The sequence below is a fragment of the Halorarum halophilum genome, assembly GCF_013401515.1.
GTDB classification, from domain to species: domain Archaea; phylum Halobacteriota; class Halobacteria; order Halobacteriales; family Haloferacaceae; genus Halorarum; species Halorarum halophilum.
The window spans coordinates 3,366,712-3,380,500 of the sequence record NZ_CP058529.1; the positions used below are offsets into that span (position 1 = coordinate 3,366,712).

A 13,789-nucleotide genomic window follows, 5' to 3' on the forward strand; every position below is an offset into this window, starting at 1 on the left:
CGGTTCAGACGACGTTCGAGTCGATGTCCCGGGGGAAGTAGGTGAGCCACTCGACGCCGTTCTCGGTGACGGCGATGGTGTCCGAGTGGCGGTAGCCGGCCTCCTCCGTGTAGATGCCCGGTTCGATGGTGTAGATCTGCCCGGGAGCCATGAGGGCGTCGCCCTCGTCGACGTGCTCGTACTCGCCCCAGCCCCGGTCGATGTACGGCGGTTCGTGCCCGTCGAGCCCGATGTTGTGGCCGACGTGGTGCTGGGCGAGGTCGGTCACGCCCTGCTCCTCGAAGTAGTCCCACACCGCCCGGTCGACGTCGCTGATGGGGACGCCGGGGCCGAGCGCGTCGATGGCGATGGTCTGGGCCTCGAGCATGAGTTCGAAGTAGTGCTCCTGCTCGTCGGTGTAGTCGCCCACGAACATCGTCCGCTCCAGTTCGGAGTTGTAGCCGTCGACGTTCGCCGAGGCGCCGGTGATGAGGACGTCGCCCTCGGAGAGCGTCTCGTTCGGCGTGTGTCCGTGCGGGAGCGCCGTCTCCTCCCCGGAGATGTAGCCGGCGCGGACCGGGCCGCTCCCCCGGACGCGGACCGAGTACCGGTCGCCGAGGGTGTCGAGCATCGCGCGTGAGGCCTCCATCGAGGCGCGCTGGCTCACGGTCGCCGGGTGGGCGCCGGCCTCGGTGTACTCCGCGAGGTAGCGGTGGCCGAGGTTCGCCCACTTCGCGGACTCGCGAACGAGGCCGACCTCGGCGTCAGTCTTCTCCCAGCGCATCCGGGTCGTCCACGACTGGCTCTCCACGTCGACGAACTCCGAGAGCGCGGGGCCCTCGTACCCCATCACGCCGGGGGCGCCGTCCGCGTCGGAGACGACCGATTCGACGCCCATCCCCTCCAGCATCCCCGCGGCGACCTCGATGGGGGCGCCACCCGGATAGTCGAAGTAGTGGTGGACGGCGTCGATTCGAGGGTTCGACTCCACGCGCTCGACCTCGAGCCGCGGGACGGTGATCTCGACGCGCTCGTCCGTGACGGCGAGGACGACCGGTCGCTCGGTCTGGATGTGGTGAAAGCCGGTGAGGTACTCGATGCCCGTCGCGCCGAACCACGTTGCTGCGTCCGCGTCGGTGTCCGCCAGCCGGCCGCGGACCTGCGCAAGCCGCGCGTCGAACTCTGATTCGGGGAGTCTCGTCGCCATTGCGGGCGAATTCGGCCGTCGAGGCATAAGATTCGGGGAACCGGATGGATGTTCTGTGTGGGGACGAAATCCACCAGTAAATCGAATAACGCGATATCAAATTTCTTCGGCGGGGCCGAACGTCGCACCGCGGACCTCGCCGCTGTCCGGTGGTTTCGAGGAAAATTCATAGCTGACCCCGCCGCAGTCACTCGATTTCCCGTTCACTCCGAAACTCCTTGGCGACTCCATCCGAACCGCCGGTCGTGCTCTCGTACGACCTGTCCGGCGACGCGGCGTGGATCACCATCGACCGTCCGGAGAAGCGGAACGCGCTACCCGTGGCCGGGTGGCGGGAGCTGACCGGCCTGCTCCGTCGGGCGGAAGGGGAAGCGCGGGTCGCGGTCGTCACCGGCGTCGGTGACGCGTTCTGTGCGGGCGACGACATCGCGGCGCTCGATGCGGCCGAGACCGACGCGGACGTCGCGGAACTGGCGGACTCGCTCTACGACGCCCTGTTCGGCGTCGAGAAGCTAGACGTGCCAGTCGTCGCCGCCGTGAACGGCCTCGCCTACGGGGGCGGATGCGAACTCGTCGCCGCGAGCGACCTCGCGGTAGCCGTCGAGGACGCGGCGTTCGCGCTCCCGGAGACGACCATCGGCGCGTACCCACCGTACGCGATGGAACGTGTGGCGTCGACGGTCGGGAAAAAGCGGCTCATGGAACTCGCGCTGACGGGCGAACCGATCGACGCCGAGTGGGCACGCGACTGGGGCCTGGTCAATCGTGTCGTGGGTGAGGGCGACCTGAGCACGGCGGTCGAGGCGTTCGTCTCGTCTATCGCCGAGTCGCCGCCGACGGCGACGCGGACCGCAAAACGGGCGGCAGCGGCGAGTCTGGCGTCGGCGGACGAGCGGGAGCGCGTCCACGAGTCGCTCTCGACGGTGCTCGCGGACGAGGAGTGTCGGGCGGCGGCCAGATCGTTCCTCGAGGACTGACCGGGACGCCGCTTCACCGCCCCGCCGTTCCCTTACGCGTCGTCGCCGAGGCTGACGCGGACGAACTCGTCTGTGACGACCTCGACCTGTTCGGGACGGACGTCGAGCGCGTCGGTACCGGAATCTGCGGCCGCGCCCATCTGGGATTCCGTGCCAGTCTCGGGCGCGAGTCGCGCGCTGTCCTCCTCGATGCCGGTGATACGTCCGATCGGCTCGCCGCGCTGGTCGACGACCTCCATACCGACGTGTTCCTCGGTGAAGTGCTCCATATCGACGCCTCGGTTCGCGAGCCCCAAAGGTGAACTGGCCACCGCTGCCGGGCGGTCACTTCGCTACCAGCGGTGGTGGACGTGCTCGGCCACGTGCTCGTCGTACACGTCCCGCGTCACCCCGTGGAGCCGGTGCGGGAGCGGGTCGGCCTCGCTCGCGGCGACGTTCTCCGCGATGTGCTCGGCCGACGTCGACCCGGGGATGACCGTCGAGACGGCGTCGTGGTCGAGGATCCAGCGGAGGGTGAACTGTGCGAGCGTCAGGTCCTCGGGGACGTGCGGTTCGAGCGCCTCGACGGCGTCGACACCGGCGTCGAGCGGGACGCCGGCGAACGTCTCGCCCACGTCGAACTCCTCGCCCTCGCGGTTGAAGTTCCGGTGGTCGTTCTCGGGGAACGTCGCGTCGCGGTCGATCGCCCCCGTGAGGAGCCCGGAAGCGAGCGGGACGCGGACGACGACGCCGACGCCGCGTCGCCTCGCCTCCTCGAAGAACAGCCCCGCGGGCCGCTGGCGGAACGGGTTGAAGATGATCTGGACGGTCTCGACGCCGGGGTACTCGATCGCCTTCAGCGCCTCCTCGACCCGTTCGACGCTCACGCCGTAGTGGGCGATCTTCCCGCGCTTCCTGAGGTCCGCGAGCGCGGCGAACGTCTCGGGCTGGTAGTACGCGTCCGTCGGCGGGCAGTGGAGCTGGAGGAGGTCGAGGGTGTCCTCGTTCAGGTTCTCCCGCGATCGATCCACGAACCGTTCGAGGTTCTCCGCGTCGTACCGGTCCGCGTCGTGCGGGTCGAGCCGGCGACCGGCCTTCGTCGCGACGGTCACCTCGTCGTGCGCCTCGCGCTCGTCGAGCACGGCGGCGATGTGGCGCTCGCTGCGGCCGTCGCCGTACACGTCCGCCGTGTCGAGGAAGTCGACGCCCGCGTCGAGCGCCGCCCGAACCGCCTCCCGGCCGGCTTCGTCCGGGACGTCTCCCCATCCGCCGCCGATGTTCCAGGTACCCAGTCCGATCTCCGTCACGCGGCCGGCCGCGCCGAGTGTCCGTCGGTCCATACGTAGCACACGCGTGCCCCTGCCAAGACCCCCACGACGCCGGCGAGGGGTTCTGGTACGGAAACTCCCCCGCTCGCCGACCTGCTAACCCGTTCACCTGTCCTCTCGTTCGCCAGGATCGTTGACATCTTATTCGTCTTCCCGCGCGTACGTCGCGCGCGAGAAGACCAAGTTGACTGATCGTCGGGACCGAACCCGGTCGGGGTACTCCTCGCAGGTCACCGGTCGCGTGGCCCCTCCCGAGCGACGCGTATACCCGGTAAACGCAGGGAGACGTACCGAAGGGGCGGGACACGGCGTTCGACGACCGAGTCCGACGTGCGGCGCACGAGGGACAGGTTGAAATACGGGGTGTGTGTATACGTCGCTGACACGACGAACGGGGCCCGCCGTTGCCGGCATCTCGGATCCACGTGGCGGGACGGGATGGCGGGGGTGACGGGATTCGTCATACGCCCGTCCGCCCGTCTGACGCGGTCCCGCCGGACGCTCTGGCGAGAAACCCGGACCAAGACCATCCGTGTGACGTACTGCAGCCCGGAACGCCGGAATCCACGGCGGAACCGGACCGAACCGACGGGGTAGGACGACGCTACCGTCTTACGGGGCGGGGAAGGACTGTCTTACATCCCCCGGTAGCTTTATAACAAATCGGTTTGTGATTACGCCTGCGTAAGACGGAATGTCTTACGGACCGCTGACGCCGGACGGGTGCCCCGTCCAGGCGGTCCGGACTCGAGGCACGCGGACGCGTGCTCGCCGTCTTACCGGGGGAATGTACCAATGGAGCGTGTGACACTACGAATACCCAAGCAACAGATCGAGGAGGTCGAACAGATGGTCGAGACCGGCGAGTTCCCGAACCGCAGCGAGGCGATTCGGTCGGCGGTCCGCGACATGCTCAACGAGCAGACGGACACGTCGGGCGAGCGCACCCGCCGCGAACGGAGCAAGCGCAGCTGGGCGAAGGTGTAAGATGCAGGATATCGTCCAGGACGCGCTCGACAACGCGGAGGCCGAGAAGCGCCAGATGTCCGAGATGGACGACGACGACGAGTTCGGGGAGCCCCGGATCGTCATCGTCGGCGCGGGCGGTGCCGGCAACAACACCATCAACCGGCTGTACAACATCGGCGTCGAGGGCGCGGAGACCGTCGCCATCAACACCGACAAGCAGCACCTGAAGATGATCGAGGCCGACACGAAGATCCTCGTCGGCAAGTCGCTCACCCAGGGGCTCGGCGCCGGCGGCGACCCGAGCATGGGTTCGCGCGCCACCGAGATGGCCCAGGGGACCATCAAGGAGGTCCTCGGCGACGCGGACCTCGTGTTCGTCACCGCCGGTATGGGTGGCGGCACCGGCACCGGCGCGGCGCCAGTCGTCTCGAAGATCGCCAAGGACCAGGGCGCCATCGTCGTCGGCATGGTGTCGACGCCGTTCAACGTCGAACGCGCCCGCACGGTGAAGGCCGAGGAGGGCCTCGAGAACCTCCGCAACGAGGCCGACTCGATCATCGTCCTCGACAACAACCGCCTGCTCGACTACGTGCCGAACCTCCCGATCGGCAAGGCGTTCTCGGTGATGGACCAGATCATCGCCGAGACCGTGAAGGGGATCTCGGAGACGATCACCCAGCCCTCGCTCATCAACCTGGACTACGCGGACATGTCCACGATCATGAACCAGGGCGGCGTCGCGGTGATGCTCGTCGGCGAGACCCAGGACAAGAACAAGACCCAGGAGGTCGTCAACGACGCGATGAACCACCCGCTGCTCGACGTGGACTACCGCGGCGCGAGCGGCGGCCTGGTCCACATCACCGGCGGGCCCGACCTCACGCTGAAGGAGGCCGAGGGCATCGCCGACAACATCACGGAGCGGCTCGAAGCCAGCGCGAACGTCATCTGGGGCGCGCGCATCCAGGACGAGTACAAGGGGAAGGTACGCGTCATGGCCATCATGACCGGCGTCCAGAGCGCACAGGTCCTCGGCCCGAGCACGCAGAAGCAGGCCGACAAGTCCCGCGCGAGCATCGAGGGTCGCGAGAGCGGCGACCTTGAGGTGGGGACGAAGGCGAACACGAACGGAAACGGCACCTCGCGGGCCGCCTGGCAGTCCGACGGCGGGCGCGAGACGCGCGAGAAGAACAACGGCCTCGACGTCATCCGCTGACGACCCGGCCGAGGCGGCATCGGGGCTCGCGTTTCCGAACAGACTTCTACCGTAGCCGGACCGGCGCCCGAACGCGGCCCGGTCCACCGACACCGTCGTTCCGTTGCGTCCCGTTTCCGAACGAGACGCCCCGTTTTCGTGCTGCAATATGCGGAGAGACGTCCAGGTCAGCCGGTGACACCGGTACACGACGCAGGTCGATCGACCACCCCTGACGGTGACCGTTCGCGACCCGTCTTACACGGCCTCGACCGACTCGATGAGCCGGCACTTCCGGCAGACGTCCCGCGCGGTCGTCGACCCGCACCGCTCGCACTCGGAGAGGTCCGGCCCGCCCTCGCCGCGGTAGCGGTCGGTCGCCATCGAGGACACCTCCTCGTAGCCGGCCATGATCGAGTGCCGCGTTCCCGGGTGGTTCTCCTCCAGTTTCAGGAGCAACTGCTGGATCTCCCCGCGGTACGCCTCGCTTGCGTGCGGGCACTCGGTGATGTGGGCCGGCAGGTCCCGGACGTGCGCGTACAGCGCCACCTCCTTCTCGGGGACGTCGCGGAGCGGCTTCGCGCGCGGGACGAAGTGATCCGACTCGTTGCGTTCCGGGAACGGCCCCAGGCTCGCGTCGAAGTGCTTCGCCATCTGGGCCACGTCGCCCTCGAGGAAGTTCATCAGCGCGGTCTGGGCCTCGTCGTCGAGGTTGTGGCCCGTCAGCAGCTTGTCGGCGCCGAACTCAGCGGCGTACTCCTCCAGCAGGTCGCGGCGGAACACGCCGCAGTAGGCGCAGGCGGCCATGTTCTCGGGGTCGTCCTCGACTACGTCGTCCATCCGGACGCCGAGTTCTTCCTCGTAGGTCACCGTCTCGTGGCGCATGTCGAGGTCAGCCGCCAGCTCCTCGCAGGCGGCGAGCGACTCGTCGCGGTAGCCCTCGATGCCCTCGTGGATGGAGAGCGCGACCATCTCGATTCGGGGGTCCTCCGCGAACGTCGCGTCGAGGATGTGGGTGAGCACGACGCTGTCCTTTCCGCCCGAGAGGCCGATGACCCAGCGCTCGGGGTCCTCCGGCGTCGCGTCCCCCGGGAGCAGGTCGTCCTCGCGGACGCGGCGGCGCACCCGCTTCTCGACCGACTCGCAGAGGTGGTCTTCACAGAGGTGCGCCCCGGAGTAGGCGGCGTGGTGGACCGCCGCGCGGTCGCACTTGTCGCAGTCCATTGCTGGTCGCTTCCGACCGCGGAGGGATACCGGTTTCGTCCCGTACGAGGATTGAAGGGCGAAGACGGGACCAGCGCCTCCGTGACGTGAGGCTCGCGGCGCGTCGGGTGGCGGGTGTGCGGTCCGACGGCGCGCCGAACTGCCACGAGCGGGACCGCCTGTTCGCCAGCATCGAGCGACGCTGCCGTCCCGCCCGACTCCGGGACGCAAGACGCTTACAGCCGCGGCGCCCAGTCACGGCCATGGACCGTGCCGCCGCCCTCGACCGCGTCGACGCCATCGTCGACGCGGTCGAATCCGAGCCGATGCCGGTGCCCGTCCGCGAAGTGTGGGTGTACAGCGACGTCGCACTGGGGCTCGACCCGGTCGAACGGCTCGACGTGTACGTGACCAAGGACCTCCACATGCGAGGGGACGCGGACGCCGAGGCCGACTTCGAAGCATCCCACGGAGTGAAGGGGGTCGGGAAGTCCGTCTCCGCCGAGTGGGCCCGCGAGTTCCCGGAGCACCTCCGCACGAACGACAACGGCCACGCGGCCCCCGAGAAGTGCCTCGCCGCGCAGCTCCTGCCGGACGACGAGCCGGTACACCTCGAGGTGTGTAACGCGCCGTTCGACAGGAACGTCACCCAACGGCTGAAGGGGGCGCTCGCGCGCGAGAACTACGCGCAGATCCTCGATCCACGTGGGGTCCAGCTCTGGGCCGACGGCACGCGCGCGGAGGAGACGATGGAAAAGCTCCGCGGCGGGGAGCTCCCCTTCCCCACGCTCTCGGGCGCGTTGGAGATGCTCGGAGTCGACGAGCCGCAGGCATCCGAGGCCGCCGCCGCCGTGCGGACCTACCGCGACGGTCAGGAGGGGCCGACGGTCCGCGGCGATGTCGTCTGAGCGGTCGGCCGAAGCGTCCCGGGGTTTTCAGACCCGTCCGACCGTCACGTCGAACGGGACGACTTCGGCCCGCTCGTACTCGTCCGCGCCCATCTGTTCGATCACGTCCCGACCCATCGAGCGCCAGTCCCGCCGCAGGTCGGCGTAGGCGCCCTCCGGGAGCGCGCTCCGGAGCTCCGACTCGTGGTCGGCGATCCCCGTCCCGCTGGCCTTCCTCCTCGCGCTCTCCAGGTCGGCCGCCGAGTACGGGGGTTCCACGCGCTTCTCGTGGTGATAGCGGCGCGTCCGGAGGTCCGACAGCCCGGCTTCCCCGAACAGCTGTCGTACCCGCTTCCCGAGCGCGACGTTCGTCCCGACGCCCTCGATGTACGCCGACCGGACGCGGGACTCCAGGTCGGCCTCGGCGTCGACGGTCGAGGCGACGCCTACGTCGGCGTTGTCCGGCTCGACCGCGGCGACGAGGTCCGCGGAGACTCGCGCGAACTCCCGAACCGCCACGGCCGGTTGGGGGAGGTTGATCAGCAGCGCCTGACACACCACGAGGTCGAAGGCGTCGTCGGGAAACGGGAGTCGGAGGGCGTCGGCCGCGCAGTAGTCGAGGTCGGTTTCGCGTCGGGCGACGTCGAGGAGGCCGAGGTCCGCGTCGGCGCCGACGACGGTCGCGCCCGGCGCCTCCTCGGCGAGGACGCGGGTCAGTTGGCCGGTGCCACACCCGACGTCGAGGATCCGGGTTCGCGAGTCGAGTTCGAGATCGGCGAGCGCGTCGCGGGAGGCCCACATCCCGCGGCGCGTCCGGTTGAGGTACTCGGGCGTGAATCGACGCATTGTGTCGGGTTCCGGTTTTCGTGGGAGCGGGGCGGTGAAAAGGGGTCGGATGACGAGTTCCCACGATGGATGACCCGGCCGATGTTTCGACTGTCGAACGAAGCCCTCACGCTCTCGACCGTCCGCGACTCGCTCCCTCCGGTCGCTGCGGTGCTTGCATTGTCGGGGACGAATCGAGAGCGCTCGCCCTTCGAGAGTCCGCCAGGGTCACGGTAGAGAGCAGCGGCCACGACCTGAGGAAAGACTGTAAAATCAGCGTTTACATCCGAATCAGAACCTCAAACCGATTCTTCCAGGTCGTACAGCTCCCCGTACTTCGAGGTCACGTAGTCCGTGAAGTAGTCGGCCGTGAAGTCCTCGCCGGTCGCGCGCTTCACGAGTTCGTTCGTCTCGTACTTCGCGCCGTGCCGGTGGATGTTCTCGCGCAGCCAGTCCTGCAGGTCACCGAACTCGCCGTCACGGATCTCCCCGTCCAGATCGTCGATATCGTCCTCCGCGGCGTCGAACAGCTGCGTCGCCATCACGGAGCCGAGCGAGTACGTCGGGAAGTAGCCGAAGTTGCCGTGGCTCCAGTGGATGTCCTGCAGGCAGCCCTCGGCGTCCGTCTCGGGGCGGATGCCGAGGTACTCCTCGTACTTCTCGTTCCAGACCTCGGGCACGTCCGCCACGTCCAGTTCGCCCGCGATGAGCGCCTTCTCGATCTCGAACCGGATGACGATGTGGAGGTGGTAGGTGAGTTCGTCCGCCTCGACGCGGATGAGGTTGTCCTCGTACACCTGGTTCGCGGACTGGTAGGCCTCCTCGACCGACGCGTCCACGTCGGGGAAGTGCTCGCGTACGGTCGGCATGACCAGTTCCCAGAACGGCGCCGACCGGCCGACGTGGTTCTCCCAGAGTCGGCTCTGGCTCTCGTGGACCGAGAGGTCCCGCGACTCGCCCAGGGGCGTCCCGTAGTGCTCCCGCGGGAGCCCGAGGTTGTAGTACGCGTGGCCGAACTCGTGGACCGTCGCCATCAGCGCCCCGAGGGGGTCCGACTCGTCGAATCGCGTCGTCACGCGGCAGTCGAACTGGTTCCCGGAGGTGAACGGGTGGGTCGAGACGTCCAGCCGGCCGCGGTCCCAGTCGTACCCGAGCGTCGAGAGCACGTCGCGGGAGAGTTCCTCCTGGGCGTCCGTGTCGAACGTGCCGGAGAAGGCGTCGGTCGTCACGTCGGCGTCGCTCGCCCGGATCTCGTCGATCATCGGCACGAGCGTCTCCTTCAGTTCGGTCAGGATCTCCTCGGCCCGCTCCAGCGGGAGGCAGGGCTCGTAGTCCTCGAACAGCACCGCATAGGCGTCCCTGTCGGGGTCGATGTGCTCGGCGTACTCGCGCTTCAGTTCGACCTGCGTCTCGAGGTGGGGTGCGAACGCCTCGAAGTCGTCGTTCGCCTTCGCCTCCTCCCACGCCGAGAGCGCCTCCGAGGAGGTCCGCGAGAGCTCCTCGACGAGGTCGCGCGGGACCGCGGTCCCGCGCTCGTACTCCCGCCGGGCCTCGCGGACCACGGCCGCCCGGTCCTCGTCGAGGTCGAGTTCCTCGCACTGGTCGAGCAGTTCGCCGGTCCGGTCGTCGGTGAGCACGTCGTGGCCCATCGAGGAGAGCACCGAGAGCTGCTTCGAGCGGGCGGGCGTCCCGCCCCTGGGCATCATCACCTGCTGGTCCCAGCCCAGGACGCCGCCCGCACCCTGGATCGCCGTAACCCGTTCGAGCCGCTCGGTCAGCTCCGCGTACGCGTCGGCCTCATCGGCCGTCTCCGCCTCTGTTGCCATCGCGCAATTCTTGCCCGTCACGCGCCTTGAAACGTGCGTTCCCGGCATGTCGCGGCCGGAAGTTCGTGGGGTCGCAGTCGGCGTCGCCGGGCACGCCGGCGCGCTACTCCGCGAAGGAGGTCCCGTACTCCGCGGTCGTCCGGTAGATCCGGTAACATCGCGACAGGACGGCCAGCGAGACGCTCTCGGTGTCGGTGTGGGCCTCGCCGGGCTCGGACGCCCCGCAGACGACGCAGGCGGTTCCGGCCTCAGCGAGCCACCCGGCGTCGGTCGCGTGCGGCTTCGTGACGTGTTCCGGCTCCCCCTCCTGAACGTCGCCCGCCGCGTCGAGCACGGCGTCGGCGAAGGCGTCGTCTGAGCACGCCATCGGCGGCAGGTCCTGGTCGACGCGCCACTCCACGCCCTCGATCTCCTCGGCCCGGTCGAGCGGCGCGTACTCGCCGGGAACGGTCCGTTCGTCGACGGTCACCGTGCAGCTGTCCGGGATGACGTTCCAGGCGCTCCCGCCGTCGATCTCGGTGACGGCGATGCTCCCGCGGACGCGCTCGCCGTACACGTCGACCTCCGGGTAGTCGAGCTCACGCACGACGCCGACGGCGTCGCAGGCGCGGTACACCGCGTTTACGCCCTTCTCGGGCACGCTGGCGTGGGCGTTCGCGCCGTGGGCGACGAGCGTGCTGGCGCGCCGCCCCCTGTGCGCGATGACGACGTCCGTGACGCCCGGTTTCGAGTAGTTCGTGGACCCCTCGGCGACGATCGCGTAGTCCGGGACGAAGCCGTCGTTGATGGCGCCGCGCGCGCCGACCCCCCCGATCTCCTCGCCGACGAACGAGGCGAACACCAGTTTGATTCCGCCATCCTCGGCGGTTCCGCCCCTCTCGGCGTCGCCGGCCCCCGACCGGTCCCTGGAGGCCCCTTCGACCTCCGCGTCCCGGAACGCCAGCATCGCGGCCGCGACCGCGCCCTTCATGTCCGCGCTCCCGCGGCCGTACAGCCGTCCGTCGCGTTCCTCCACGACGTACTCGCCCGCCTCGTCGACCTGCGGTTCGCCCGGCGGGACGACGTCGTGGTGGCCGACGAGCGCGAGCGACGGCGCCGACGGGTCGCCACGGCGGGCGACGACGTTCCCGTGCCCGTCGCGGGTCACATCGGCGTCCGTCTCCTGTCGCAGCCACGCTTCGATGGTGTCGCCCGCGGCCGTCTCGTCCTCGTGGCTCGGCACCGAGACGAGTTCGGCGGTGAGGCTCGCGAGTTCCCGTTGGTCCATAGGGGGTCCTCCGCGGGGAGGGTCAAAACCTTCCGGGCATCGGCGGTCGAACGGCGACGGTGGGAACGCGGCCGTCTCGACCGCGTCATCGCGGGATTGAAGCAATTAAAGGGTTCCCGCCCCGATACCAACCATGAACGTCGTACCGGACACCAGCGCGGTCATCGACGGGCGCGTGTCCGAGCGGATCGAGGACGGGAGCTACGAGGGGGCGACGGTGTTCGTCCCCGAGGCGGTCGTCGCCGAACTGGAACGGCAGGCCAACGAGGGCCTGGACACCGGCTGGGACGGCATCGCGGAGCTCCAGCGGCTCGCCGAACTGTCGAAGGAGGGCGTCATCGAGGCCGAGTTCGTCGGCCGACGACCCTCCGCGGCCGAACAGCAGGGCGCGGGCGAGGGCGACATCGACGCGCTCATCCGCGAACTGGCCGTCGAGCACGACGCGACCCTCCTGACGAGCGACTACGTGCAGGCCGAGACCGGCGAGGCGACCGGGCTGGACGTGGAGTACGTCGAGGCCGAGGTCCGCGGCCGGAAGGACGACGGGCTGGCCATCGAGTCGTTCTTCACCGAGGAGACGATGTCGGTCCACCTGAAGACCGGCACGCGGCCGAAGGCCAAGCGGGGAACCATCGGCGAGATGCGCTACGAGGTCATCGACGAGGACGTCGTCGAGGAGGCGCAGATGGCCGAGTGGGCCAACGACGTCGAGGCGACCGCCCGCGCGTCCCCCCAGGGGTTCATCGAGCTCTCGGAGCCCGGGATGACGATCGTCCAGTACCGGAACTACCGCATCGCGGTCGCCCGGCCGCCGTTCTCCGACGGCATCGAGATCACCGCGGTCCGCCCGGTCGCGAAGACGACGCTCGACGACTACGAGTTCGCCGACGAACTGCGCGACCGGTTCCTCGAGCGCCAGCGCGGCGTGCTCATCGCGGGGGCGCCCGGCGCCGGCAAGTCCACGTTCGCGCAGGCGGTCGCGGAGTTCCTGAACGAGAACGACTACGCCGTGAAGACGATGGAGAAACCGCGCGACCTGCAGGTGTCCGACGAGATCACCCAGTACACCGCGCTCGGCGGCGACATGGCCAAGACGGCCGACTCGCTGCTGCTCGTGCGTCCGGACTACACCATCTACGACGAGGTCCGCAAGACCCACGACTTCGAGGTGTTCGCGGACATGCGGCTCGCGGGCGTCGGGCTGGTCGGGGTGACCCACGCGACCCGCGCCATCGACGCGCTCCAGCGGCTCGTCGGCCGGGTCGAACTCGGGATGATCCCGCAGGTCGTCGACACCGTCGTGTTCATCGAGGCCGGCGAGGTCGACACGGTGTACGACGTCACCACGCAGGTGAAGGTCCCCGCCGGCCTGACCGCCGAGGACCTCGCCCGCCCGGTCATCCAGGTCGTCGACTTCGAGACCGGCACGCCCGCCTACGAGATCTACACGTTCAACCGCCAGGTCGTCACGGTGCCGCTCGACGCCGACGAGGGCGAGGCCGAGACGGGCGTCGGCCGCATCGCGAAACAGGAGATCGAGCGGGAGATCCGCTCGGTCGCGCGCGGCCACGTCGACGTGGAGCTCCAGGGGCAGAACGACGCCGTCGTCTACGTCGACGAGGACGACATCAGCTACGTCATCGGGAAGGGTGGCGGCCGGATCACCGACATCGAGAACCGCCTCGGCATCGACATCGACGTGCGCACCCACTCGGAACGACCCGCCGGCTCCGGCGGCGCGGGCGGTTTCGACGCGGCCGACGGTGGGGCACAGGGCGGGGCGGCGGGCGGTGCCGGCGGGACGCCGAAGCCGCAGGGCGAGGTCGTCCAGCCCGAGATCACCAGCCGTCACGTCGTGGTCCGGATGGACGAGCACGTGGGCGAGACGGTCGAAGTGCGCGCGGGCGGCGAGTACCTGTTCACGGCGACGGTCGGGCGCGGCGGCGACATCCAGGTGTCGCGCGGATCGGCGATCGCGGAGGAGCTCGAGGACGCGATCGATAGGAAGCAGACGATCACTGTGGTGCCGGCGTAAACGGGTCGTTATCGGTCCTCCCGGCGGGATTTCGGGATACGAACAGTTCGCGCCTACGTCGAGGGTGTCGAGGTCCGCCGGGTTGAGAGCGCTTTCACTATCGACTGCAGTA

General features: G+C 69.0%; 12 protein-coding genes. 5 read left to right on the forward strand and 7 right to left on the reverse strand.

The genetic code is table 11. The features are described from left to right. Positions 1–4: 4 nt before the first annotated feature. Entirely contained in the window at positions 5–1,186 is a 1,182-nt protein-coding gene (locus HUG10_RS16705; RefSeq protein ID WP_179170640.1) for a M24 family metallopeptidase, read from the reverse strand. A 245-nt stretch (positions 1,187–1,431) separates the two neighbouring features. Here HUG10_RS16705 and HUG10_RS16710 point away from each other — a divergent pair, with 245 nt between their 5' ends. Then, on the forward strand, positions 1,432–2,163 hold the full coding sequence (locus HUG10_RS16710) for an enoyl-CoA hydratase/isomerase family protein (RefSeq protein WP_179170641.1): 732 nt from the start codon (positions 1,432–1,434) through the stop codon (positions 2,161–2,163). Positions 2,164–2,195: 32 nt separating this feature from the next. Here HUG10_RS16710 and HUG10_RS16715 read toward each other — a convergent pair whose 3' ends face one another. Together HUG10_RS16715 and HUG10_RS16720 are read right to left on the reverse strand one after the other, a co-directional pair. Further along, positions 2,196–2,432, reverse strand: a complete 237-nt coding sequence (locus HUG10_RS16715; RefSeq protein ID WP_179170642.1) for a hypothetical protein — start codon at positions 2,430–2,432, stop codon at positions 2,196–2,198. Positions 2,433–2,495: 63 nt separating this feature from the next. After that, the gene (locus tag HUG10_RS16720; RefSeq protein ID WP_179170643.1) at positions 2,496–3,482 is read right to left on the reverse strand and encodes an aldo/keto reductase; all 987 of its coding nucleotides are present in this window, start codon (positions 3,480–3,482) and stop codon (positions 2,496–2,498) included. Positions 3,483–4,265: 783 nt separating this feature from the next. Here HUG10_RS16720 and HUG10_RS16725 point away from each other — a divergent pair. Both HUG10_RS16725 and ftsZ read left to right on the forward strand, forming a co-directional pair. After that, positions 4,266–4,457 carry a ribbon-helix-helix domain-containing protein gene (locus HUG10_RS16725; RefSeq protein WP_179170644.1) on the forward strand — a complete coding sequence of 64 codons (192 nt, stop codon included), beginning with the start codon at positions 4,266–4,268 and terminating at the stop codon, positions 4,455–4,457. A 1-nt stretch (position 4,458) separates the two neighbouring features. Continuing rightward, the gene (gene ftsZ / locus HUG10_RS16730) at positions 4,459–5,655 is read left to right on the forward strand and encodes a cell division protein FtsZ (protein ID WP_179170645.1); all 1,197 of its coding nucleotides are present in this window, start codon (positions 4,459–4,461) and stop codon (positions 5,653–5,655) included. A 237-nt stretch (positions 5,656–5,892) separates the two neighbouring features. Here the strand turns inward: ftsZ and ncsA are convergent, their stop codons facing one another. Further along, positions 5,893–6,858, reverse strand: coding sequence for a tRNA 2-thiolation protein NcsA (gene ncsA / locus HUG10_RS16735; RefSeq protein ID WP_179170646.1), 966 nt, complete (start codon positions 6,856–6,858; stop codon positions 5,893–5,895). Between the two features lie 242 nt (positions 6,859–7,100). On the opposite strand from ncsA, the gene HUG10_RS16740 reads away from it, so the two are divergent. Further along, positions 7,101–7,745 carry a DUF7095 family protein gene (locus HUG10_RS16740; RefSeq protein WP_179170647.1) on the forward strand — a complete coding sequence of 215 codons (645 nt, stop codon included), beginning with the start codon at positions 7,101–7,103 and terminating at the stop codon, positions 7,743–7,745. A gap of 27 nt (positions 7,746–7,772) precedes the next feature. On the opposite strand, the gene HUG10_RS16745 is transcribed toward HUG10_RS16740, so the two are convergent. The 3 genes from HUG10_RS16745 to HUG10_RS16755 all read right to left on the reverse strand — a co-directional run bounded on the left by HUG10_RS16745 (position 7,773) and on the right by HUG10_RS16755 (position 11,642). Next, positions 7,773–8,570 carry a class I SAM-dependent methyltransferase gene (locus tag HUG10_RS16745; RefSeq protein WP_179170648.1) on the reverse strand — a complete coding sequence of 266 codons (798 nt, stop codon included), beginning with the start codon at positions 8,568–8,570 and terminating at the stop codon, positions 7,773–7,775. 278 nt (positions 8,571–8,848) lie between these two features. Continuing rightward, complete coding sequence (locus tag HUG10_RS16750; RefSeq protein WP_179170649.1) at positions 8,849–10,375, reverse strand: carboxypeptidase M32; 1,527 nt, start codon at positions 10,373–10,375, stop codon at positions 8,849–8,851. Positions 10,376–10,478: 103 nt separating this feature from the next. Beyond that, the gene (locus HUG10_RS16755) at positions 10,479–11,642 is read right to left on the reverse strand and encodes a M20 family metallopeptidase (protein WP_179170650.1); all 1,164 of its coding nucleotides are present in this window, start codon (positions 11,640–11,642) and stop codon (positions 10,479–10,481) included. A 133-nt stretch (positions 11,643–11,775) separates the two neighbouring features. Here HUG10_RS16755 and HUG10_RS16760 point away from each other — a divergent pair, with 133 nt between their 5' ends. Continuing rightward, the gene (locus HUG10_RS16760) at positions 11,776–13,677 is read left to right on the forward strand and encodes a PINc/VapC family ATPase (RefSeq protein WP_179170651.1); all 1,902 of its coding nucleotides are present in this window, start codon (positions 11,776–11,778) and stop codon (positions 13,675–13,677) included. Positions 13,678–13,789: the final 112 nt, after the last annotated feature.